The organism is Acaryochloris marina MBIC11017, assembly GCF_000018105.1.
Classification (GTDB): domain Bacteria; phylum Cyanobacteriota; class Cyanobacteriia; order Thermosynechococcales; family Thermosynechococcaceae; genus Acaryochloris; species Acaryochloris marina.
The window spans coordinates 5945539-5968841 of record NC_009925.1 but is presented as its reverse complement, the minus strand read 5'-3'; the positions used below and the strand labels follow the sequence as shown (position 1 = coordinate 5968841).

General features: G+C 45.6%; 17 protein-coding genes. 11 read left to right on the top strand and 6 right to left on the bottom strand.

Annotated elements, in window-relative coordinates:
• Positions 1-2 precede the first annotated feature (2 nt).
• Positions 3-566: a phage tail protein gene (locus tag AM1_RS26630; protein WP_012166052.1), complete on the bottom strand. Its 564-nt coding sequence runs from the start codon at positions 564-566 to the stop codon at positions 3-5.
• Positions 567-1679: 1113 nt separating this feature from the next.
• Between AM1_RS26630 and AM1_RS26620 the strand changes: the two genes are divergently transcribed.
• From AM1_RS26620 to AM1_RS26610, 3 genes are read left to right on the top strand one after another with little or no spacing between them, the layout of a single operon-like run.
• Positions 1680-1961 (top strand): HU family DNA-binding protein, encoded by a 282-nt coding sequence (locus AM1_RS26620; protein ID WP_010476266.1) that lies wholly within the window; start codon positions 1680-1682, stop codon positions 1959-1961.
• A 30-nt stretch (positions 1962-1991) separates the two neighbouring features.
• On the top strand, positions 1992-3095 hold the full coding sequence (gene cobD, locus AM1_RS26615; protein ID WP_012166050.1) for a threonine-phosphate decarboxylase CobD: 1104 nt from the start codon (positions 1992-1994) through the stop codon (positions 3093-3095).
• Between the two features lie 33 nt (positions 3096-3128).
• Positions 3129-4415, top strand: coding sequence for an FAD-dependent oxidoreductase (locus AM1_RS26610; protein ID WP_012166049.1), 1287 nt, complete (start codon positions 3129-3131; stop codon positions 4413-4415).
• Between the two features lie 38 nt (positions 4416-4453).
• On the opposite strand, the gene AM1_RS26605 is transcribed toward AM1_RS26610, so the two are convergent.
• Positions 4454-5455: a glutathione S-transferase family protein gene (locus AM1_RS26605; RefSeq protein ID WP_012166048.1), complete on the bottom strand. Its 1002-nt coding sequence runs from the start codon at positions 5453-5455 to the stop codon at positions 4454-4456.
• A gap of 276 nt (positions 5456-5731) precedes the next feature.
• On the opposite strand from AM1_RS26605, the gene AM1_RS26600 reads away from it, so the two are divergent.
• Positions 5732-6091: a phage holin family protein gene (locus AM1_RS26600; protein ID WP_012166047.1), complete on the top strand. Its 360-nt coding sequence runs from the start codon at positions 5732-5734 to the stop codon at positions 6089-6091.
• Between the two features lie 52 nt (positions 6092-6143).
• Here the strand turns inward: AM1_RS26600 and AM1_RS26595 are convergent, their stop codons facing one another.
• The gene (locus AM1_RS26595; RefSeq protein ID WP_012166046.1) at positions 6144-6434 is read right to left on the bottom strand and encodes a hypothetical protein; all 291 of its coding nucleotides are present in this window, start codon (positions 6432-6434) and stop codon (positions 6144-6146) included.
• Positions 6435-6708: 274 nt separating this feature from the next.
• Positions 6709-7584, bottom strand: coding sequence for an EamA family transporter (locus AM1_RS26590; protein ID WP_012166045.1), 876 nt, complete (start codon positions 7582-7584; stop codon positions 6709-6711).
• A gap of 126 nt (positions 7585-7710) precedes the next feature.
• Between AM1_RS26590 and AM1_RS26585 the strand changes: the two genes are divergently transcribed.
• The 3 genes from AM1_RS26585 to AM1_RS26575 all read left to right on the top strand — a co-directional run bounded on the left by AM1_RS26585 (position 7711) and on the right by AM1_RS26575 (position 11625).
• Positions 7711-8202, top strand: a complete 492-nt coding sequence (locus tag AM1_RS26585; protein WP_012166044.1) for a MarR family winged helix-turn-helix transcriptional regulator — start codon at positions 7711-7713, stop codon at positions 8200-8202.
• A gap of 644 nt (positions 8203-8846) precedes the next feature.
• Positions 8847-11036: a PAS domain-containing sensor histidine kinase gene (locus tag AM1_RS26580; protein WP_238549093.1), complete on the top strand. Its 2190-nt coding sequence runs from the start codon at positions 8847-8849 to the stop codon at positions 11034-11036.
• 160 nt (positions 11037-11196) lie between these two features.
• Complete coding sequence (locus AM1_RS26575; RefSeq protein ID WP_012166041.1) at positions 11197-11625, top strand: response regulator; 429 nt, start codon at positions 11197-11199, stop codon at positions 11623-11625.
• A 27-nt stretch (positions 11626-11652) separates the two neighbouring features.
• Here AM1_RS26575 and AM1_RS26570 read toward each other — a convergent pair whose 3' ends face one another.
• Together AM1_RS26570 and AM1_RS26565 are read right to left on the bottom strand one after the other, a co-directional pair.
• Positions 11653-12060, bottom strand: coding sequence for a response regulator (locus AM1_RS26570; RefSeq protein WP_012166040.1), 408 nt, complete (start codon positions 12058-12060; stop codon positions 11653-11655).
• Positions 12061-12074: 14 nt separating this feature from the next.
• The gene (locus tag AM1_RS26565; RefSeq protein WP_012166039.1) at positions 12075-14618 is read right to left on the bottom strand and encodes an HWE histidine kinase domain-containing protein; all 2544 of its coding nucleotides are present in this window, start codon (positions 14616-14618) and stop codon (positions 12075-12077) included.
• 611 nt (positions 14619-15229) lie between these two features.
• Between AM1_RS26565 and AM1_RS37835 the strand changes: the two genes are divergently transcribed.
• From AM1_RS37835 to AM1_RS26540, 4 genes are all read left to right on the top strand, one after another.
• Positions 15230-19738 carry a PAS domain S-box protein gene (locus tag AM1_RS37835; RefSeq protein WP_012166037.1) on the top strand — a complete coding sequence of 1503 codons (4509 nt, stop codon included), beginning with the start codon at positions 15230-15232 and terminating at the stop codon, positions 19736-19738.
• A 14-nt stretch (positions 19739-19752) separates the two neighbouring features.
• Positions 19753-20349, top strand: a complete 597-nt coding sequence (locus tag AM1_RS26555) for a PAS domain-containing protein (RefSeq protein ID WP_012166036.1) — start codon at positions 19753-19755, stop codon at positions 20347-20349.
• A gap of 650 nt (positions 20350-20999) precedes the next feature.
• Positions 21000-21473 carry a 2Fe-2S iron-sulfur cluster-binding protein gene (locus tag AM1_RS26545; RefSeq protein ID WP_012166034.1) on the top strand — a complete coding sequence of 158 codons (474 nt, stop codon included), beginning with the start codon at positions 21000-21002 and terminating at the stop codon, positions 21471-21473.
• Between the two features lie 159 nt (positions 21474-21632).
• On the top strand, positions 21633-23051 hold the full coding sequence (locus tag AM1_RS26540; RefSeq protein ID WP_012162310.1) for an IS4-like element ISAcma16 family transposase: 1419 nt from the start codon (positions 21633-21635) through the stop codon (positions 23049-23051).
• The last annotated feature ends 252 nt before the right edge of the window (positions 23052-23303 follow it).

Sequence of the window (23303 nt, the reverse complement as noted above, 5' to 3'; positions counted from 1 at the left end):
GGTTAATTACTGGGATAGAATCCTCCAGCATTTGCATCTCTACCTTGTAAGAAGGTGGCCCCACCACCTGCATTGCTGCTGGGTTGCAGATTGGCAACAACCTTTAGACCTTCGTAAGCCAAGGTGAGTTCTTCGATGGCAACGGTAGAGGTGTCTGCTTGGAGGGCGGGTGCTTGCCAAGCCACAGGGACGGCACCAATTAAGGTCCAGGTTTGAATGGTTTCTCCCGCTTGATTGAACAAGAGGATGTTGATGTTGCGACGTTGGGGATTGACATTACGATCGGTCGGTTCTAATTGGGTAAGCACACGACTGGCCCACCCCCAAAACACCAGATCATTAGTGATCCCCCGCTTGAGGGTGACATCAGAAAATTCAGTTTGACCGAGTATGATCCGCTGCTGGTTGTTGACGCCGCCTTCAAAATAGGTGTCATGCTTAATTTTGGCGCTTAACCCCGAACATTCAGTAAAGCAAGCACTGATGTAGCTCTTTTCTTGGATTTCGACATAGAAGCGATTGGCGGTGACGTAGTTAAGGTTATGGGTTTCACTGTTGCTAGCCACTAGTACCCTCCACCGTAGGTTCGCTCGCGCTGATAATGCAAGTCGTTTTGCATCAATTCATAGATGCGATCGCATAAATTAGATTGCGCCAGAGGATCTTGCAAAATCTGGGCTGCTAATCTGAAAACCCTATCTCTTTCAGATAGCTCAGACAGTCTAGGCGAACCGTTCCCCCCTGAAATTCCCCAGTTTCCTCCTAGAGACTGATTCTCATGGTTCATATGGCAAGTACCTATTCACAACTCTCCCCGCCAACCCCCAATCCCCCTGCTTCGGACAAGGTATAAGGGACCAGCTTCACTCTATGGAGCAAACAGAGCGACTGATAGTAGCCAAAGGTCTAACTGCAACCTTCAAAGAGGTCTAAATTGGCACCTGCTTTCTATATCAATAGAAGATGTGATCGATAAAAAGGTCTAATCGACCATCTATCTCTTTCTCAGATTTATCAGAAGCGAGAAGAAGCCGTGCATATTTCTTAGCTTTCTAATCAGAATACTTTGCGTTTTGGCTCCGTCAATTATTAACAAAAGATAAAATTTCAGTAAATATAGCCAGCAATCCATCGGTCGTTAAGAAATTAAATTTCAAGCAGAACTTTACCTAGCGGATATAAACGGGTGGGTAAAAGCAGAATAATTTTCAGACTTCATTCACTTTTTTCAACTGTAAGGACAGCTTGTTATCAGCTGAGACCGCCAAAAGAGCCTTAACTTAATAATTTTTTACAGGATTAAATTTCTTCTGACAAATAAAACCTGTTAGTCATTAACAATCGAGAATCATTAGAACAAGAATACCTGAAATGCATATATAATAAGAATCCTGGGGTTTTTACTTGTCTGTAACTTTTGCCGAAACACTCCAAAATTTTCTAGCCATAAACTCGTAATTACCAAAAAAAACCTGAAATCCAGAGATTATCAAGGTTCTGTCGATCTATATTTAGCGAATAGCATTTAGAATATTCCATTAAATCGACGTGGTTGCGACATTTCAGCCAGTTAGACTGTAGTCACACTCCAGATAAATCTAATGTTTTATCTATATTTTTCTGGAACTGCAGACTCGATTTTTTTTGCTCACGCTTAACTGAACAATAGGAGTCAATCAATGAATAAAGGAGAACTCGTCGACGCCGTTGCTGATAAGGCAAGTGTCACGAAAAAGCAGGCAGATGCAGTTCTGACTGCCGCCTTAGAGGCCATTGTTGAATCTGTCTCATCAGGAGAAAAAGTCACATTGGTGGGATTTGGCTCATTTGAACCTCGCGAACGCAAGGCCCGGGAAGGACGTAACCCCAAGACCGGTGCGAAAATGAAGATTCCCGCAACTAAAGTTCCAGCTTTCTCTGCAGGTAAGCTATTTAAGGAAAAAGTTGCTCCTAAAAAGTAATTCCTTAATTTTCTGGATGAGGCGTCACTATTGAGTCGCCCTTTACATGGAGGCAACCTGCGGTGGGCTGCAGACATAGCAGGTTGTTCTCCCAACTGTATCCTTGATTTTTCGGCAAGTATCAACCCACTTGGGCCGCCTGAATCAGCGATTTCAGCCATTCAAACTCATCTCGATACCCTCACGGCTTATCCAGATCCTAGTTATCAGTCAATATGCCAGGTGTTGAGTGAGGTTCATCAACTCCCCGTTGACTGGTTTTTGCCGGGAAATGGTTCAGCTGAATTACTCACTTGGGCCTGCCGTGATTTGGCCCAATTGGCATGGACTGGGGTTCTAAAGCCTGCCTTTGCTGACTATCAACGGGCACTGAAGGCGTTTCAAGCTCAAATTCGGCCATTACCTTTGAATCTTAGACAGATTCAACATCAATCTTCCAGTGAGTTGATCGAGCAGGCATTACAGATCGCTCGTCAGTCTGCCGATTCAGCTCAAGCTGGGCTATTACTGAATAACCCCCACAATCCCACTGGGGGGCTAATCAGCATCCATCAAATCGAACCGTTTCTAGAGCAGTTCCCTTTGGTGGTAGTGGATGAAGCATTTATGGACTTTCTGCCTGTAGATGCTGACTACAGCTTGATCTCTAAAGTGCAAGATTTTCCAAATCTCGTGATCTTGCGTTCCCTGACCAAATTTTATAGTTTGCCTGGGTTGCGGTTGGGGTATGCCATTGGTCACCCCGATCAACTACGGCCCTGGCAGCAATGCCGTGATCCCTGGTCTGTAAACTCTCTGGCCGTTATGGCGGGGATAGCGGTGCTGGGAGATCGCGCTTTTCAGAACAAAACTCTATCTTGGTTGCCCCCTGTCCGTACCGAACTGATGCAAGGTTTGGTGGCGTTGGGGGCTTATCCCCTGGAGGGGGCAGCGAATTTTCTTTTAGTACAAACGAAGGTTTCAGTCCCTTTGCTGCAGGAGCTGCTTTTAAAGCATCATCGGATTCTCATTCGAGATTGTCTTAGCTTTCCCGAATTAGGAGATCAGTATTTTCGGATTGCGGTACGAACCCAAGCAGACAATCAACGGTTACTGACTGCTTTGGCCGATTGCCTACCTCGGTTATCTGTTTAGATGAGAGAGGCATAAACGCCTGGGGAGTAGACAATGGCTGATTATGATTTGGTGGTGGTGGGTAATAATGCGGTGGCTCCCTGGGCTGCGATCGCAGCCAAAGAACAGTCGGCCCGAGTGGCATTTATTGCTGTTGCGCCAGCCCCCATCCCGTATCATTTGCTGTTGCGACAGTGGGTACAGACCCAGCCGTCTATGGCTTTGGCCGAATGGGTTAAGGCCATGGCCTCGCGGGTACAGGCACCTTATTCGCCAGCCAAATTAGCCAGTTTGGGCATTGAACAGATCGATGGTATCGCTCAATTTAAAACCAAACCGCAATTTCAGGTGCATTGTCAGAATCGGGTATTGCTGGCCCACCGGTATCTTCTCTGTTTAGATGCCGATTTATCTGCACCAGATGTTCCCGGTTCAGCGGACTGGCTTAGTCCAGCAGATGTCCTTACCCGACTAGAAAATCTTCATCAACCGTTAGCCGATCCAGTGCTGGTGGTGGGGGATGGTCCGGTGGCCGTTTCCCTGAGCCAATCCTTAGGGCGATTGGGGCATTCTGTTCACTTACTTTGTCCCCTGAACCAAATTTTGCCTGGGGAAGATGCTGAAGCGGCTTGGCGAGTGCAAGCCCACCTAGAGGCCGATCATGTCAATATTCACACCCACAGCCAGATCAAAGACGTTACTCCATCATCCAGCTCCTATCAGGTAACAACAAATCAAGGCAAATTGATGGCCGGATCCTTAGTTTGGGCCGTAGAAACAACGTCAGCCATCATCAATCCCAATCAAATTGCTGTGGATCTTCGCCATACCGCTCAAGGTTTGTGGGTGAACCCGCGATTGCAAACCTCATGCTCCCAAGTGTATGCCTGCGGGTCTGTGCTAGGAGGATATACCCTGGCAGATATTGCTCGGCATGAGGCCGGGGTAGCGGTAAATAATGCCTTGGGGGCTAGGCAGGCGATTAAATATGGCATCCTACCCTGGACTATCCCGACCATGCCAGAGCTAGCCAGAGTGGGGTTAACAGAGACTCTGGTCCAAGAAGCATCCATCCCCTTTCGGTGTTTTTATCACACCTATCAACAGTCAGACAAAGGCCAACTCCAGGAGCAGACGGGTTGGTGTAAGGTCCTTGTCCACAAGAACGGACAAATACTGGGGGCTCATATGGTGGGTATTGGGGCAGCCGAAGTGGTTCATCTGATCGCTTTAGCGATGCAAAAGCGGTGCCCCGTGTCAGAGCTAGCTGGACTGGGTACGTTTAGTTCCAGCTACGGCAGCCTTGTCGGGCAAATCGCTCGGCAGTGGTGCCAAAAGTAACTTCAGCCAAGGCCGTTTTCAAGGGAATGCTGTATCTTCTACACCGCTTGAGGCGCTTTGCCTATCTGTTCACGGCCATGGGGGTCAGTCAAGCTGGTTATATCAGGCCCCGCAGGAATAATGCCGCCAGGATTTAAGGGAAAAAGAAAACCGTAGTAACTTTGTTTGACGGCTTCTAGGTTGCAGGTGTCTGCTACACCAGGGAGTTGGTAGAGGTCCCGCAAATAGGGGCCTAAATGCTGGTAGTCCTGAATGCGTCGTCGATTGCACTTGAAGAGGCCGTAGTAAGCGACATCGAAGCGAAATAAAGTTGGAAAAAGCCGTACATCCGCGAGGGTCAACGTATCACCACAGAGATACCGTTGCTGGGCCAAGGCTGTATCGATTTCGTCTAGTACTTCGAACAGCTCCCTGCAGGCCTGATCGTAGGCGGTTTGGGTTTGGGCAAATCCACAGCGATACACGCCATTATTGACGGCATGATAGATTTTTTCATTCCACTGGTCGATGGGAGGACGTAGGGCTTCTGGGTAGAGATCTAGATCTGGCTGCTGAGCCAGGTCGTTGAAGGCGGAATTCAAATTGACGATGATCTCGGAACTTTCGTTGTTGACGATCTTTTGGGTTTGGATATCCCAAAGCACGGGTACAGTGCAGCGGCCTTCATATCCAGGTTGGGCTAGCAGATAGAGGTCTCGAAGGTTATGGCACCCTTGATGCTCTGAGGCAAAAACCCAACCCCCTTCTGTATCCGAGGGTTGAACCACAACAACATCGATAACATCTTGTAACCCTTTTAAGGCACGAACCACTAGGGTGCGATGGGCCCAAGGACAGCCTAAGCCCACATAGAGTCGATACCGCTGAGATTCTGCCGGGAAGGACTCGCTACCAATGGTGTTTCGGAACTGACTCTCAGGGCGAATATAGGCTCCAGCTTTACTCCGAGGGGCCATATTCGACATCATCACATTCCACATCGTGGTCCAAACAAACTTACCCAAGCTGATGATGGCTTTGGGGGGGAGAGATTTACCCATGATCTGAATCTCCTATGGATGGGTGGGCGCACGATGGTGAAAGACGGCTTTGCTCTGACCTATTGGACCTTACCTAAATTGGTCAAGACTGAATCGACGAAGGACGATTGCTGAGCGATCGCACGAAGGTAAAGGTGAAATGATCTTTATTTTCAAGGAGGGAAACGGATTTGTCTTCTAAAGTTAAGACAGTTTCATGTTTAGCAGCTACATTCCCCAGCTTCCTACTCCAAAGGAAGCTTTTATGGCAACCTCACAGATTCAGAGGATATCGAAATGCGTGGACTTCTGTTAACTATTTTGGCTACAGCCCTCAGTCTACTGGTGGTGGATTACGTGTTTGCTGGGGTTGATTTGGACAGTATCCCCACTGCGATCGCAGCTGCAATTGCCATTGGCTTGGTGAATGCCATTGTCAAACCCGTGCTGAAAGTGGTGTCTTTCCCATTGACCTTGCTGTCCCTGGGTGGTTTTTTGCTCGTGCTGAATGGGTTATGCTTCTCCCTCGCCGCCGCTTTTGTACCCGGCTTCCGAGTGGATGGCCTATTGGCATTCTTTCTAGGGCCGATTGCCTTGTCGGTAGTGAATGCGTTCTTGAATCAGTATTTACCGGAAGAATCCCCCTCAGCCAGCTAGTAAGGCAGTATGCCCACAGTTAGTTTTTTGTGGTGTTCTGACGTCAGACGTTCTAACCCGCAATCAAGTCCCGTGTGTGAACTTCCAGGGGCGGGTGGATAGCAACTTTTACTTTGAGAGGGCAACAGAGATCCTTCCGAGATTGGGCCAGCTCGCGAATCAGCAGGAGCCGAGAGCGAATATAGGCTTTTGCATTGGCTTCTTCGTCCTGAGGCAGTTGGTTGCGGTTTTTAAGATTGGTCACCAGAACCTGGACGAGTTGATTGTCGTTGAGCTGGGTCAACATATCGGTCTGAGTCGTTTCAATAACTTCCCAGACTTGCCGGAGAAGGTTGGGTTTCATTACATTCACCCTAGGTGAGTGTTTTTCAGAAAAGGTTTTTTATCTAATTTTTAATATTTTCTTTAGATTTGAATATTTCCAATTCTACGCTTATCGTTCAGCAACCCACTATCAGATCATATACAAAACACATAACTTAACCTATGTACATGGCCCGCAAACTACTGTGAATAGGTAAATCTACGGTACGAGGGTATCTCGCGATTGGAGATTTGGATCCATCAGACAGAAGGTAAATTGCGATAACCGCAAGAGGAGAAGAGCCCCTTAGACCCTAGTCTGCCCCTCTTGATCTCCGAAACGTTTGTTGTCCTAAGAAAATGCTACTCAACACGATCACAACACCCAACAGTTGAAGGGAGGTCAGGGTTTGCTGGAGAAAGAGATACCCCAGCAGCGTCGCCACGATGGGGCTTAGTAACCCCAGATAGGAAGCAGCAGTAGCATTGAGTTTACGGATACCTCGAAACCACAAGGCATAGGCCAGCCCAGTGCCGATCAGTCCTAAATAGAGAAACCCTAATAGGTTCGTTCCCGAAATTTGCTCGAAGGGGCCTTCCACAATCAGGGCAATGGGGAGTAGCATCAGTCCCCCTACCGTGAGTTGCCAGGCCGTAAACACCATCAGGGACACGGGAGATTGCCATCGCTTCACCAAAACCGTTCCCAAACCCATGGTTGCAGCACTTGCGATCGCAGCCACAATCCCCACACTATCCAGCTGAGCTTCGGGTCCCAACACCAATAGACCCACGCCCATAAATCCAGTGATGGCAGCTAGGATTGATCTCCGTGATGGCTTCTCTCCCAAGAGTTGCCATGCAAACAAGACCACGAGCAAGGGCTGAATCGAACCCGCGGTTGCTGCTACTCCCCCTGGGAGTCGATAGGCCGCCACGAACAAGAGGGCTTGGAAAAGACCAATATTGAGTCCCCCCAAAATCAACATCCGTCCCCACCAGATACCTTGGGGGAGCTGCCTCAGGCTAAGGATTAGGATCAGACCCATGGGAAGTGTTCTCAGAGCTGCCACTAACAAGGGATGTCCTGGCGGTAGTAACTCCGTCGTTATCACATAGGTGGTCCCCCAAGCGATTGGGGCTAAAGCTGTCAACAAGATATTGAACAGCCGAGCTGAGGGAGCATTCATATTTATCTTGACATTAAGATACTTTATGTCGAGATTCTAGCATTTATCTTGATGTCAAGTATCTTGGAATTAAGATTTATCAGATGTTAAGATAATCGGCATTCAAATGCTGAGCCATCTGTTCCCATGGATACCGATGCAGTCGACGAAATTTTGGCCCAATGGCGGAGAGAACGCCCTGATTTAGATGTGTCGCCCATGGGGACAATTGGCCGCATGACCCGATTGGCCAAACATTTCCAAGGGGCAATGGGAGACACCTTTGCTAAATTTGGCTTGAATTCAGGCGAGTTTGATGTCCTCGCCACTTTGCGACGGTCTGGGCAGCCCTATCAGCTTTCACCCACCCAGTTATTTCACGCCATGATGGTGTCCTCCGGGACCATGACTCATCGCATTGATTGTTTGGAAAAAGCCGCGTTGGTTGAACGTATCCCCGACCCTAACGATCGTCGAGGAAACCTGGTTCAGTTAACGGATAAAGGATTTGAGCTAATTGAAAAAACCGTTGAAACTCATGTCACCCATGAACACCTTCTTCTGAGTGCACTCGAGAAATCTGAAATAGACCGTCTTACTCAGTTACTCCGAAAGCTATTAGGCTCATTTGAGAAGTGAAAAAGTATTCTATCTGACAACAAATTCAACAAAGGGATGAAGAATTTCTTTTTGAAAAAGATATTCCAAATTAAGCGTAGTAGATTCCCCAAAGAGATTAGACAAAAAAAGCAGTAGAATCATAACCTCCATTTGGATTTAGAGGTTTTAAGAAAAAATTACAACATTGGATACTGTTGACGGAGATCTTTCTGATGCTATCTTAAGGCAAAAGATAGCCAAAAATATTATCTTCAATCTCAATCGAATGATTACAATGTTGACAGTTACATATTGATGATATCTTTATTTATCCTTGCAAGATAAAACCTTTATGCACAAGTCAAAAATGGATTGATCTATTGAAAAAGTTTTCTATCTTGTCAGGTATTTGGATGATTTAACAGGAGATAATAAATGTGACTCTCCTAAATATTTTTTTTCTCTCATATTATTTATTATTTGCTAATCTTTCAATTCAACTGGAGCAGTTCCCCTTTACAATTATTCCAGATATAGCAATTGCTTTAGTATTTGGGAGTTCGGCTTTCCTAATAGGCTATATAGCCTATTGTCATCAGTTCTTTAGCCATCCCAAGCTTTTTACTTTATTTATCGCGTTATTGGTTACTTTTAGCCTCATTTCGATTCTGGATATAGCCTCTTTGTATATTCCTCTGGCTAGGGTACAAGGAGGTATAAAATTACTATCTGCTGCGATTGCAATATGGACGACCAGGGAATTCATAGCAAATACTTTACAGACTTTATCTCCAAGTCATAGGACATCCTCTGCGAATAAAAGTCAACTCGTTAATCAGGAAAATGAAGGAAGTCGGCAACAAGAGTCAGTATGGTGGGAAAACCAGCAGACTTTAAATAATATCTTTGAATATTCCTTGATCGGCAAGGCGATTCTCACTCCTGATGAAGACTGGATCAGGGTTAATCCAGCCTTCTATAAAATCTTGGGGTATTCAGAAGCAGATTTATTGCAGACCAATCTTAGAAATATTACCTATCCTGAGGATTTAGCCGCTGATCAACATTATCGTGACCAATTATTATCTGGAGAGATTTCAGCCTGTCGTGTTGAAAAGCGATATTGCCACAAGCAAGGCCATATTGTTTGGGTCTCGTTAAGTCTCTCTTTAGTCAGAGATTCCATGGGTCAGCCCTTATATCTAATTGCTGAAATCGATAATATCTCTGAACACAAACAGGTTGAAACAGATTTGAAATTGATCATTGGGCAGTTGAATCTTGCCATAAAAGATCGCTCTTCAGAATTAGATACAGCTTACTCAAACTTGAAAAAATCTGCTGCTCAGTATCAAGATCTTTATGACAACGCTCCAGATATGTATCTATCGGTTGATGTTGATAGCACAAAGATTTTGCGTTGTAACCAAACATTAATGAAAGAGCTTGGATACAGCTATCCAGAGTTAGTTGGACGCTCAGTGCTTGATCTATATCATCCTGATTCTCGATCAGATGCCAAAGAATCCTTCCAAACCTTTTTGGAAAAAGGTGAAGTCAGGAATGGCAACCTATTGGTACAACGCAAAGATGGAACGACCTTGAATGTCAGTCTCAATGCTCAGGGGTTTCGAGATCAGCAAGGCAAGCTGAAGTACAGCCGTTCAAGCTGGAGAGACATCTCTGAGCGTAAACGCTTAGAGAACCAATTAAAGCAAATGAATGCTGAGTTGGAAGAGCGGGTTAAAAATCGCACGTTGGCTTTACAAATTGCCGTTCAGTCCCTAAAAGAGAGTGAATCCCGTTTGGAGTTGGCATTAGAGGCTTCTGGAGATGGGTGGTGGGATTGGAACATTCTCACCGATGAAACCAGCTGGAGCACTCAGTTCTATCAAATACTGGGGTATGAATTGGAAGAATTGCCTTCCTCGTTTAAAACTTGGCAAAGCTGGACCCATCCAGATGACTTACTCAGAATAAAGACTCTGCTGAAGAAGCATTTACAAGACCCTTCCATCCCCTATGTGTTTGACTATCGGGTCCGCACGAAATCCGAGCAATGGAAATGGATTTCGGCAATGGGAAAAGTCGTAGCCTGGAATGATCAGGGGGAACCCCTTCGCATGGTGGGAATGCACCATGATATTAGTGAGCGCAAACAGGCAGAGCAAGAACTGCAAAGAATAAACAGTGAATTAATTCGTTCCAACCAAGAGTTGGGCCATTTCGCCTATGTTGCCTCCCATGATTTGCAGGAACCCTTACGGAAAATTGGGAGTTTTACCGATTTACTGGCCGATCGCTATCAGGGGCAACTCGACGAGACAGCAGATCGCTATATTCGCTACATCACCGATGGGGCAATGCGTATGCAGGGGTTAATAGATGATCTCCTGAACTATTCCCGCGTCGGACGAGCCGAACTGAAAGTTCAACCCACAGCATTATCGTCCATCCTTGAAAAGGTAAAATCTGACTTAGAAAAGGTCATTGAAAAACGCCAGGTCGAGATTATTATAGATTCCTTGCCAACCGTTGCTGTCGATCCCGTGCTAATGGGGCAGGTATTCCAAAATTTGATTTCTAATGCCATTAAGTATTGCCAAGCCGATCGTCCGAGGATTTATATTCGAGCCACTCAAGATCAAAAATTTTGGACTATTTCAGTTCAAGACAATGGAATTGGCATCAATCCACAGTTTACTGATCGGATATTTGTCATTTTTCAGCGATTACACCATCGAGAAGAATATTCGGGCACCGGAATTGGTTTAGCCATTTGTAAAAAACTAGTTGAACGTCATGGGGGGCAAATCTGGGTAGATTCTGAAGAAGGTAAAGGGGCGAACTTTTCCTTTACCCTACCTAAATGAAATTTTTTATAAAGCCTTCAAAGAATCCTTAATTCGTTAAATGACCGTCAAAATCATCCATAATTAAATTTATCTGGCCAATAAATTATAATTCATGCGATTTTTATAAATTTGTTTATGATATTGAATAGCTAGCCGAGTTTAAACTTTGGTGCAATAGATGATTGAAATCTTGCTGGTGGAGGATGATGAGGGGGATATAGAACTCACCTTGGAAGCCTTTAATCGTTCAAAAGTTGCCCTCAGAGTTAATGTGGTTAGAGATGGTATAGAAGCTTTGGACTATCTACAAAAAAAAGGGGAATTTGAGACAGCAAGGACTCCCGATTTGATGTTGCTTGATCTCAACTTACCGCGCAAGGATGGCCGAGAAGTATTGACTGATATGCAAGAGAGTGATCGGTTTAAGCAAATACCAGTGGTCGTACTGACAACATCAGACGCAGATGAAGATATTCTGAAGAGTTATAAGATCGGGGCAAATGCGTATGTCACCAAACCAGTGGGACTGAAGGGATTGGTTAAGGTGGTCAATTTACTGGAGGACTTTTGGTTTACGATTGTAAAGTTGCCTCCCCATGATATGTAACGAGATCACAGACTGACTTGAGCCGATCTACTGCTCTTTGACCTGGGCACTTGTCACTCGTTCGACTGCAGCAATTAACTCCTCCAAATCGATCGGTTTCTTCAGATATTCATCTGCACCGACTGTCTTGGCAATTTCTAAGACTGAACAACTGGGATCATGAGAACGTCCACTAATGGCAATAAGCCATGGTTTATACCCTAGGGAGAGCATGTTGATTTTGGAAATCAGCAAAATCCCTCCCCTAAGACTCTCTTGATTGTTCTTTTGAATAAAAATATCGATGAAAGCAATGTCTAGATATCCTTCATAAATTTTGGACATTGCCGTATCGACATTGGTGGTATGTTCAACCTGGTGCCCTTGAGCACTAAGGGTTTTGTGCCAAGACTCTGCCAGTATTAAATCGTCTTCAAATATCAGGATATTAGCCAATTGTCCAGATCCTTTTAGGCTAAGAGTTGATGAATGGTGTTGTTTAATTGATTCCCATCAATGGGCTTCTTGAGCATGGGGACTGTGGCTAGAGATTCTGGAAGAGTAAATTTGGAATTATAGCCAGTCGTAAATAGGAATGGTATTCGTCGCTTGATCAGTTCTTCTGCTACGCCAAAGCTATTCTCGTCCTTGAGGTTGATGTCTAATATACCCATGATGTATTGCTTTTGGTCTAGGAGTTTAATGGCCTGCTTGACCCTGGGGGCCGTATCTATATCGCTAAATCCTAAAGACTCTAGAAGATTTTCCATTTCGAGGGCCAGTAACATGTTGTCTTCAACAAGAAGAACCGTACCAGGAGCAATGTCAGGCTCCTCCTCGTTCTGGGGGGTGGACATTGAAGGAGGGGAAATTTCTGATGGGTCATTCTGGAGCAGGATCAGGTGGGCAGGCAGCCAAAAATTGACTTGAATGCCTGTGTGGAGGAAGCGAAGCGTTGCCTCTCCTTCAAACTCAAACGGTATTGCTCGCTCGATTAACGTCTGTCCAAACCCCTTACGCTGGGGCGGCAAGACGGTCGGTCCATCCGATTCCTCCCAATCAAATGCCAACCCTCCATCCTGTTCCCGCCAACAGACATCAACTTTTCCGGTAGGAACTGATAAAGCCCCATACTTGGCAGAGTTCGTCATCAGTTCATGAATGACTAAGGCAAACATGGGAACAAAGTTGGCTTTTAACCCCACTTCTGGGCCAGAGAAACTAACTTGGTGCTTGGGTTTTGCTAGGTAAGGCCGGAGTCCAGTTGTTAACAAGTTTTGTAGATTGGGCCATTCCAAGCCATGCCCAGACACCAAATCATGGGCATGGGCTAGAGCTTCAATGCGGCGGTCTAACAGTAAGGTATATTCCTCGACGGAAGTAGTGGAGTGGCGGGTTTGGCGGGAGATGGACCGGATTAAGGCCAGAATATTTTTAACGCGGTGGTTAAGTTCAGCAATTAAGAGATCTTGTTGTCGCTGTTGTCTTAACCATTCCTGCTGCTGGTTTTCTCCTTGACTGATCGCTAGCTGCATTAGCCCAGTCCGCAATTCCAAGGCCGCTTCTGTGTCGAGGGACGACCAAGATTGGCATTGGCCTGCAACCGTTTCCCGATACTCTGCAAAGGAGGAACGGGGGAGTAATCGGGGGCCGTTTGGCCCTTCGACTATCTGTTTTTCTGGCGATCCGGCCCAGCGAACTTCATGGATAATTTCATTGCGAAAGAAAATAACGAAGACTTCGTCGAGGGGGGATATACCAAGGCAGAGGGCACCGGCCGTTTTACCCAGTTGGTTTGCATCGATACGGTCGAGGTGGGATAGGTTTTCTAGGGGCACCAGTTCAGGACTGGGATGGGTTTGAACCTGATGAACCAGTTCTTGAATGATATCGAGCGCTGGAACATCCCCATAGGTTTGAATCTCTTGCTTGTCAATAACGGCCAACCCCTGGGCCGAGAGCATGGAGCAGAGTTGTGGCCCTAAAGTTTGTATGGTTAGCGTAAAACTGCCACTGCTCGTCAGTTTTTGGGTGATCTGAGAGATCGCTGAAATAATGTGTTTGCGGTTATTGAACCGCTCTTCTTCCAAAACCAACTGGAATTTGAGGGAAAAAAGTTGGCCAAACAAATCGCAGATGGATCGGTAATCAGGGGGCAATAATTTGACACTGTTGTGGTGAAACGCAAAAAGCCCCCATAGTTCCCTATGGACAATAATGGCCACATTCATGGAGGATTGAACCCCCATATTGGCTAAATACTCCAGATGAATGGGAGATACAGCCCGCACATGGGTCAGGGTAAGGTCTAGGGGATCTGCGGTTGGATCGGCGGCAATTAAGTCGGCGGTGGGAGCATCAATATCGGAGATCGCACGGATAGGCATCTTTAAGGCAATCCCACGGACCTGTTGAGGGATATCTGAAGCGGGGTATCTGAGGCCAAGATTGGGTTCCAACTCATCTACCATGGCTTCGGCGACAACTTCCCCAGCCCCATCGGGTAGAAATTGATACGCCATAACTCGATCGAACTCTGTCACTTGCTGCAAGTCTTTGACGGCTAGTTGCAGTAGGGCTGAGGTTGCCGTTTCATCTTGCAGACGGGCCAGAAGCATTTGGATTTTAGTAAAAGCGGATTGGCTGTTGAGCTGTGCCGAGGGAACTGACTCTAGTTCAATTAGAAAATGAGGCCCCAATCGATGCAAACTTATATCTAGCATGGACTGATGGAGTGGATAGACCCCTGCTCGCTCCCGATGAGTTGCGATGGTGGGATGGCCTGCGATATTTCTGAGGGTATGAATCACCTCTTCTGGCAGCAAAATACTGAGAGATTGTCCTAGAGCATCCGCAGGGGTGACTCCCAAAAAATCACTGATATTACTGGAAACATGAGTGATGGACTCAAGATGCTTATCTGTAGCAATCAGAGCCCCAAAGATTTGGATGCGACCCGGAATATGAACGGGCTCGCGATCGCAATTAGAAATCGCTAGTTCTCTAATTTCCATACCTTAACTGAATGCATCAATAATGCAACCTCAAATAAGTAAGATAACTGAACCGATTGAACATCTATTTTTTTGCCAAAGAGCAAAAATACTTACCACTCTTTAAGACAATTGAACCTAATTTTTGGGGCGTCTATCGTCATCATAAGGGATTAGGTGATGAAGCAATTTTAGTCCCGTAACTTGTTTGACGAGCAGACTTTACTTTTCTTTTATTATTTATGTTTTATTTAGATAGATGGGATAAAAATATCTCATTGCACATAGCAAATTCAGAGAGAAGATGATTATTCTTTGAAAATAAGTTAGGGAACACCACAAGTAAAAAAAAATCTCAGCTTTTTACTCTTGTCAACATTTAAAGCAATATAGAATTTCTATATAAATGTTAAGTCCAGTCAGCAGCTAAAAGTAAAGACTATGATTGTTTTAGATACTGGGTTAAAAGAATCTTCAGTTAACTGCCAAAGCAATTAATGTTGTTTTAGAATGTGCGCAAACCCAAAGCAATTTATATCGAGATTTGGCATCTATAGTTAATATTTTCTATTAGTATCTCTACACTTCTTTTTTGTGGAGTTTTAGGCCAATCGGAATGGATTTTCTAAATAATGAATTCTAACGATCACCCATCCCTAAATGCTGATTCAAATACGCTAAACACTATTGCTCCTTCATTCTATGTCGTTGCCGTTGGAGCATCCGCAGGTGGCCTGAAGCCTCTTGAAGTTTTCTTTGAAAATATAATTCCTGACTCGGGGGTGGCTTTTGTTGTTATTCAACATTTGTCCCCAGATTTTAAGAGTTTAATGAATGAAATTTTGGGCCGTCGTACCCAAATGGGCATTCAGATTGCAGAAGAAGGGATGGCACTTCAGCCCAATTCAATCTATTTGATCCCGGCAGGTCAAAATATGATTGTTCGGGACCGTTGCCTTTACCTCTATCGCCAGAAGCGAGACCAAAAGCCGAACTTTCCTATTAATTTATTTTTTCAGTCCTTGGCAGATGATATTCAAGAACGTGCTATTGGTATTGTTCTCTCTGGTACAGGGAGCGACGGTACCCATGGGCTCCAACATATCCATGAAAGTGGGGGGATTACGTTAGTTCAAGACCCCAATACGGCTGAATTCGATGGTATGCCCCATACCGCTATCAGTACTGGATGTATTGATTATGTAGAAGCTCCAAAAGTTCTGGCGCAAATGGTGAACGATTTAGGAAATCCTGCCATCGTTCCAGCAGATTTAGTGAAATTTAGCAGCAACTTAGGTGCAGAAGCCCATCAACTCCAAAAAATTGTAGAGTTGCTAGCCAAGCATGAAGATATCGATTTTTCCCAATATAAACCATCCACTCTGGGCCGCCGAGTCGAACGCCGCCGACTCTTAACCCAAAACAATTCACTGAACGACTATGCCAGCCTCTTAACCGAATCTGCCGATGAACGTTCCCTACTACGCCGGGATTTACTGATTAATGTCACCCAATTCTTTCGAGATGAGAAGGTTTGGGAATACCTAAAAGATAAGGTTTTGCGTCCTATCATTGCAGATTTTCCCGCAGCAGAAACCTTAAGGATATGGGTAACCGCCTGCGCGACAGGTCAGGAAGCTTATTCCATGGCGATTATTGTTCGAGAGCTGTGCGAGGAACTGGGACGACAGATGCCCATTAAGCTCTTTGCAACAGACATCGATCAGACTGCTCTAGACAAAGCTGCATTAGGGAGCTTTGATGAGTCTATTGCGGATTATGTGAGTGTAGACCGGCTGCAGAAATATTTCACCTACAATAACGGTCACTTCACGATTAAACGAACCTTGCGAGAAATGCTGATTTTCTCGCCCCATGATTTAACCAAAAATGCCAGTCTGACCCGCATGAATGTCGTGTGCTGTCGGAATGTGCTGATCTATATGCAGCCTACTTTGCAGCAGTATGTACTGCGCAATCTGCATTTTTCCCTAAATAAGGGCGGAGTTCTATTATTGGGAACCTCTGAAGACCTAGGTGAACTAGAGCCTGAATTTGAGGTTTTACATTCTAAAAATAAGATATTTTCGAAATTCAGGGATCAACGCCTGAATCTAAACTATTTTCGAACTAAAACGATTGCTACACCAGTCGTGTCGGGGCGAGATCCTCGCTACCGCCGTCAAGCTGACCCTCTGACTGAGAATGCGTTTAAAGCCCATCTTGAAGAACTGAACATGACTTGTCTGTTGCTGGATACGGACGAGAAGTTACTTCGGGTTTGTGCCGATCACCTGGATATTTTACGTATCCCAGAGGGGCCAGCCACTGAAAATGTCAGATCCTTGCTCCCCGAGGTGATGCATTTGCCCTTTATCTCGGCGATGAGTCGAGTCCTTCGAGAAAAGCAGCCAGTACAGTTTAGCAGCCTCTTGTGGGAGCACAAGGATGGACCGCTTGACTTAAGGTTCAAGGTTAGCCCCTGCCAATCCAATTGCCGAGAATCGATGTTCTTGAGACTTGAGATCTCCGCTAGCTCCCGCAATTCTCCCCCTGCACAAGATCAGGCTGTAGAAAGTAGTACGGAGGTGATCAACCGGATTGAGCAGCTGGAGTTGGAACTGTCTTATACTCGCGAAAATCTACAGGCCACCATTGAGGAGTTAGAAAGTACCAATGAAGAGCAGCAGGCTACTAACGAGGAACTGATTGCCTCTAATGAAGAGCTGCAGAGTACCAATGAAGAACTACATGCCGTCAACGAAGAACTGTACACCGTTAATAATGAACATCAATCTAAAATTCAGGAATTGACAGCTCTGAGTAATGACATTGATAACCTGTTCCGCAGCACAGAAATTGGCGTGGTGTTTCTAGACCAGAGTTTGCAAGTGCGGAAATTTACCCCCGCTGCGAATCAAATTTTTCAATTTCTACCCACGGATGTGGGGCGTCCGATTCGAAATTTAGCCATCAATGTCAACTATCCCTCGTTGATTGAAGTCCTCTCGGAAACAGCCCGCACTGGCAAAGTCACCGAGCAGGAAATTAACGCCCATGGACAACACTTGCTGATTCGGATCCATCCCTATGTGGATAACGATAATGAGCAACAGGGAGTGGTGATGTCAATTATTGATATTACGGCCACTCGCAAGGTCCAGATTGAACTCCAATCTCAGCGCATTAAAGCCAAGCTAGCCCAGGATACCCTAGAGGTTTTTCAAGAGCGCTATCAGCAGCTCTACCATGAAACCCCGGTGATGATGTACTCCTTGGATGCTCGAGGAGTGATTATAGAAGTCAGTAATTTCTGGCTCTCCAAATTAGGGTATCCCCGCAATATGACGTTGGGGGCAACCGTCGATATATTTCTCAACCTAGAGTCCCAAAAGCGGTTTCAAAAGCTATGGCCGCGTTTTCTAGAGTCTGGTTTGAGCATTGATATACCGATGCAGATACAGACCAAATCAGGTGAGATCATTGATGTGTTGCAATCAATGATTGCCGAGCGTGATGATCTAGGAGAAGTGTCTCGATGCTTAGTGGTTTCGGTCGATATTAGCCAACGCAAATTGGCAGAAGCTGCGAGACTAGAGAGCGAACAGCGATTTCGCTCCATGGCGGACCATGCACCTGTGATGATCTGGCTCACGGAAGCTCCAGGACATTGCACTTATCTGAATCAAGAGTGGCTGAGGTTTACCGGGGATTCTCTAGAACAAGCGTTAGAACGAGGTTGGCAAGATAGAATTCACCCGGAGGATTTAGAGGAAAGTGTGGCGGCTTACCAACAGGCCGTTACCGAACGCCAGCCCTTGCGTTTAGAGTATCGACGATGCGATCGCAACGGCACCTATTGTTGGATCTTAGATACCGCCAAGCCTCGATTTCTACCCACAGGGGAATTTGCCGGCATGATTGGGTCTTGTATTGATATCAGCCTACAGAAACAAGCCGAAGCAGCTTTAGAATTATCCAACCTCAATCTGGAAGCTGATTTAGCTGAAAAAGATGCCTCTTTACATACCATTGAAGGTAATTTACAAGAAAGTGAGGCTCGATTTTACTCCCTAGCAGACAATGCTCCAGTTTTAATCTGGCTCAGTGATGCTCAAGGGAACTGTACCTATGTCAATCAAACCTGGGAGAATTTGACCGGCCAATCTTTGGAGTCCCAACTGGGTGACGGATGGCTAGAGACCATTCATCCAGAGGATCGTGATCGAGTAAAAACCTTATTCCAAGAGAGCTGTGCTCAACAATGTCCCTTTGAGCAGGAATTTCGACAAGCCAGAGCAGATGGCGTCTATCGTTGGATTTTGGCAACGGGAGTCCCTAGGATAGCAGCCGATCAGTTTGCTGGTTTGATTTGTTCCTGTATGGATATTTCCGATATCAAGCATTCTCAAAAGAGATTAGAGCAAGCGATTCAAGAGCTACAACGATCGAATCAGGAGCTAGAGCAGTTTGCCTATATCGCTTCCCACGATTTACGGGAACCGCTCCGTAAAATCCAAAGTTTTGCCGAGCTGTTACAAGACGATTTATCGACAAAGCTGGATCAAGATCAAAGCCGATACTTTGGGTACATCATGTCAGGGGCACAGCGGATGCAATGTCTCATTCAAGATGTGCTGCAATACTCTCGGGTTGGACGAAGCGACCAACCCCTAGAGTTGATCGATTTGAAACACGTGATCGAAATTGTGCAATCCGATTTAAGTTTAGCGATAGAAGAAAGTCAGGCTGTTATTGAATTTGACTCACTCCCCTCTATTCATGCCCATACCGTAGAGATTACTCAAGTTTTTGAAAATCTAATCAATAATGCCATCAAGTTTCGCTCTTCTACTCCACCGCGGATTCAGATCTCTGCAGAACAACAACCTGAATCTTGGACAATCTTGGTTAAGGATAATGGAATTGGAATTCCTGAAGACTCTTTGGAGCGTGTTTTTGTCATGTTTCAACGCTTGCATTATTCCAATCAATACCCAGGGACAGGAATTGGATTGGCATTATGTCGCAAAGTTATCGAAAGCTATGGGGGAACCCTGACGTGCACATCCGCCCCAGGTAAAGGGGCAACCTTTATCCTCCAATTCCCCTTGCAGCCTGTGGTGCCGATATTGCAATAGTCGCCGAAGTAACGATGAAGCCAGCTGAAGATTCTCATTATCTCCGTCAGGAACTGTATGAATTGATCCTAAATGACCCCTCCGTCTTTGATTTTTTACAGGGGGCGACCTTAGATGGAGTTTGGTATTGGGATTTGGTTAACCCAGAGCATGAGTGGATGAGTCCTGAGTTTTGGCTTTTTTTAGGGTATTCTCCAGCCCAAAAACAGCATCTAGCATCAGAGTGGCAAGATTTAATCCACCCAGAAGATTTAGTCATTGCCCGCAAAAATTTAGAAAAGCATCTTGACAATCCAGCTCACCCCTACGATCAAATCGTTAGGTATACCAAGAAAAATGGAAAGATAGTGTGGGTCCGATGTCGAGGGATTGCCATTCGAGATCAGTTTGACCAGCCCGTTCGAATGTTAGGAGCCCATGTGGATGTCACGAAGCTGATGGAAGTAACAGAACTGCTAGAAATTCAGCTTCAAAGACTAGATGCCTGCAAGATGCGGCTTTCGCTAGAACAGCAGAAAGTCAGCCAACTCGCCCATGAGAAATCGCAGTTGGAAGGACAACTGCAGCAAAAGGAAAAAGAAATTCAGGTACTGAAACAACGGGTACTCTAGTTGAGCCATACCCAATGAATTCTGAAACCAACCGGCATTTGTCTTGCCACACCCACCCATAGGGCCTCAGTGAAATAATCTATTTCTGCGACTCCTATTGGATTCAACAGTGATTTGTACTTGTTAGTAAGACAAGAAATCCAAAATCAGCTGTGTCTGTTTGCACCATATACACTTAAAACGAACACTAGCTTTGCCATAGAAGCTTTCTGCGAAAGGGGTTTAGACCGTGAAGTATACCCATAAACTGCGAAGTATAACTTATTCTTATACATTATTCTATTGACCTTCAAGCTTGCTGCAATGGTTAGGCTGTTCCTATCAACAGCCGAAAATCTTCTAACGATTGCAGCACTTTTTATTTTCTCTTCTAACCCAAATCCAATGACTATCACACCTGCCAATTCTGAACAGTCCCTTTTTTTATCCAATGAAGAAATTAACAGCTTTCTCCTACTCGACTTAGACGAAGACAGTATGAATGATGCGAGTGTAACCGTCTAAATCAAGATGATAGGGATGTCCGAGAGCACATCTCTGTAGAGGGTTGTTGGTTGATGGGCAACATAGAGGGAAGTAGTGTTCCCCAGCTTAGACAGGCTTTTATTCCATTACTGCAATTCACAGGTAAGCGTTCACTCCCCAAAAATATGGCGAAAAAAATTACGCTGGAACCCATCGAGTCTCAGGCCTCTATTAAGACGAATGATCATCTTTTGGCAGTGCTACTCCAAGAGAAGCTAGATGTTCAGTGGAAATGCGGTGGCAGGGGAAGATGTGCCACTTGCCATATTTTCATTCAATCCGGAGAAGAGAGCTTATCTCCAAAAAGTAAAAGAGAGGTGCAAACCCTAGAGTTAATCTCGAATAGCCAAAAAAATTCTCGATTGGCGTGTCAAGCCAGAGTATTAGGAGAAGGGGTTGTTGTAGAACTACCTGTGGGAATGTATCTGAGCGAGATTGACAATCTGGATACGTTAATTGGGAAAAAAATTCAGGAGCATATTCTTCATCCACTGAATGGAACTGTTCTGGTGCAAGAAGGCATGATGATCACCCGTTCTATGGTGAACCAACTGAAAGAGGCCCTCGTTCAAATTGATAGAGTTCTAGGTATAATCTGAATTCGGGTACTGCCCTTTCAGCATCGGCTCAAATATTCAATCCCTTCCTTAAACTCGAAGAAATTAGAAACCTATTTTTCTTCCTTATAATTACTGAATTTTCAAAGCATCTATAGACCAATGGCACTGACTTAAGAAGTCAGGAAAAGGCTACAAGTCTTGATAGATATAGGATCAAGACTTGCACGCCATAAACTTCTGCCTTTCACTATGTCTGAGTCAGCCGAAATTCTCAAGCAGCAATTTTCCCAAAGCCTGGGTTTACCGTGGACAGATATCCTTCCAGCCTCAAGGTTAGAGGAACTCCTGAAAGAAGAAGCATTCTCCTATCGCAACCGGATATATAGCCCCATCGTTACGCTGTGGGCCATGCTTTACCAAGTGCTATCAGCCGATAAAAGCCTTCGTAACACAGTCAAATGCATCACGACTTGGCTCACAGCGGCTGGCATCCAACCGCCCTCATCTGATACCGGAGCCTACAGCAAAGCCAGAAGTCGCTTTCCAGAGTCACTGTTGCAACGTTTAATTCCCGAAAGCGCTGAGTGCTTAGCGCAACCCCTCTCCCCAGAGCACCTCTGGTGTGGTCGGCCCGTCAAGGTCTACGACGGAACCACCGTGTTGATGGCTGATAGTGCGGCCAACCAAGCATCATATCCACAACATGGCAATCAAACAGCAGGCTGTGGTTTTCCCATCGCTCGCTTGGTAGTGTTCTTCTGTTTGGTTACCGGTGCAGTGGCGTCAGCTTGTATTGCCTCCTGGGACACCAGTGAAATTGTCATGAGTCGTTTGCTCTATCAAGACCTTGAGGTCGGTGATGTGGTCATGGCGGACCAAGCTTATGGCAGCTATGTTGATCTAGCCATCATTCAACAACACAGGGCTGATGGAGTGTTGCGTAAACATCATGCTCGCAAGACTGATTTCCGCAAAGGCAACAAGCATGGCATTGGTGATCATCAGGTGACATGGCATAAGCCAGCCCAACGGCCTGAGCACATGAGTGAGCAAGATTTTGCCCTGATTCCTCAAACATTGGTCGTTAGAGAGGTGTGTTTGCGCTTATCCCTTAAGGGCTTTCGCGACCAGCACATTATTGTGGTGACGACGCTGCTGGATGCTCAACGCTACAGCGCTGGGCAACTGACTCGCTTGTATGGCTGGCGTTGGCCAGTGGCGGAAGTCAATCTGCGCCATCTCAAAACCACCTTAAAAATGGAGATGCTCAGTGCCAAAACTCCGGATATGGTGCGCAAGGACATTTGGGTACATTTGTTGGGCTATAACCTACTCAGAAGTCTCATGGAACTTGCGGCACCGCTAGCAGATAATGCTAGAACTCAACTGTCTGTGCAAGGAGCACGACAACACTTCAATCAGATGCTTGCTTTGTTGGCGACAGCCAACCGTGCGACCAGAAAGCGGTTGTTTACTCATCTACTTGAGACCATGGCAGCCGATCTATTACCCTCTCGACCGAATCGGCACGAACCGAGAGTCGTCAAACGCAGACCCAAATCTTTCCCGCGAATGCGACAACCTCGCTCTGCTCTCAAAGCTAAGCTAGCTGTTTGATTGAGCTTAAGTCAGTGCCATTGATCTATAGACTGATCAGGCAGGGAATTGAGTGTATTCCCTGTCGCCAATTGCATTGGACAAAAGCCATTATCAAGAGAGAATGGTCTTTGTTTGCAAAGTCAATAACCATGAATGGCATTCATTCTTTCCATATGTCTGAAGATGGCTAGCTTTTTAGAAGCTTGGCTTTAATCCATCGGTCATGGAAAGAATCTTTTACCCATGCTGTCTGGGGACAGACTATCGGCT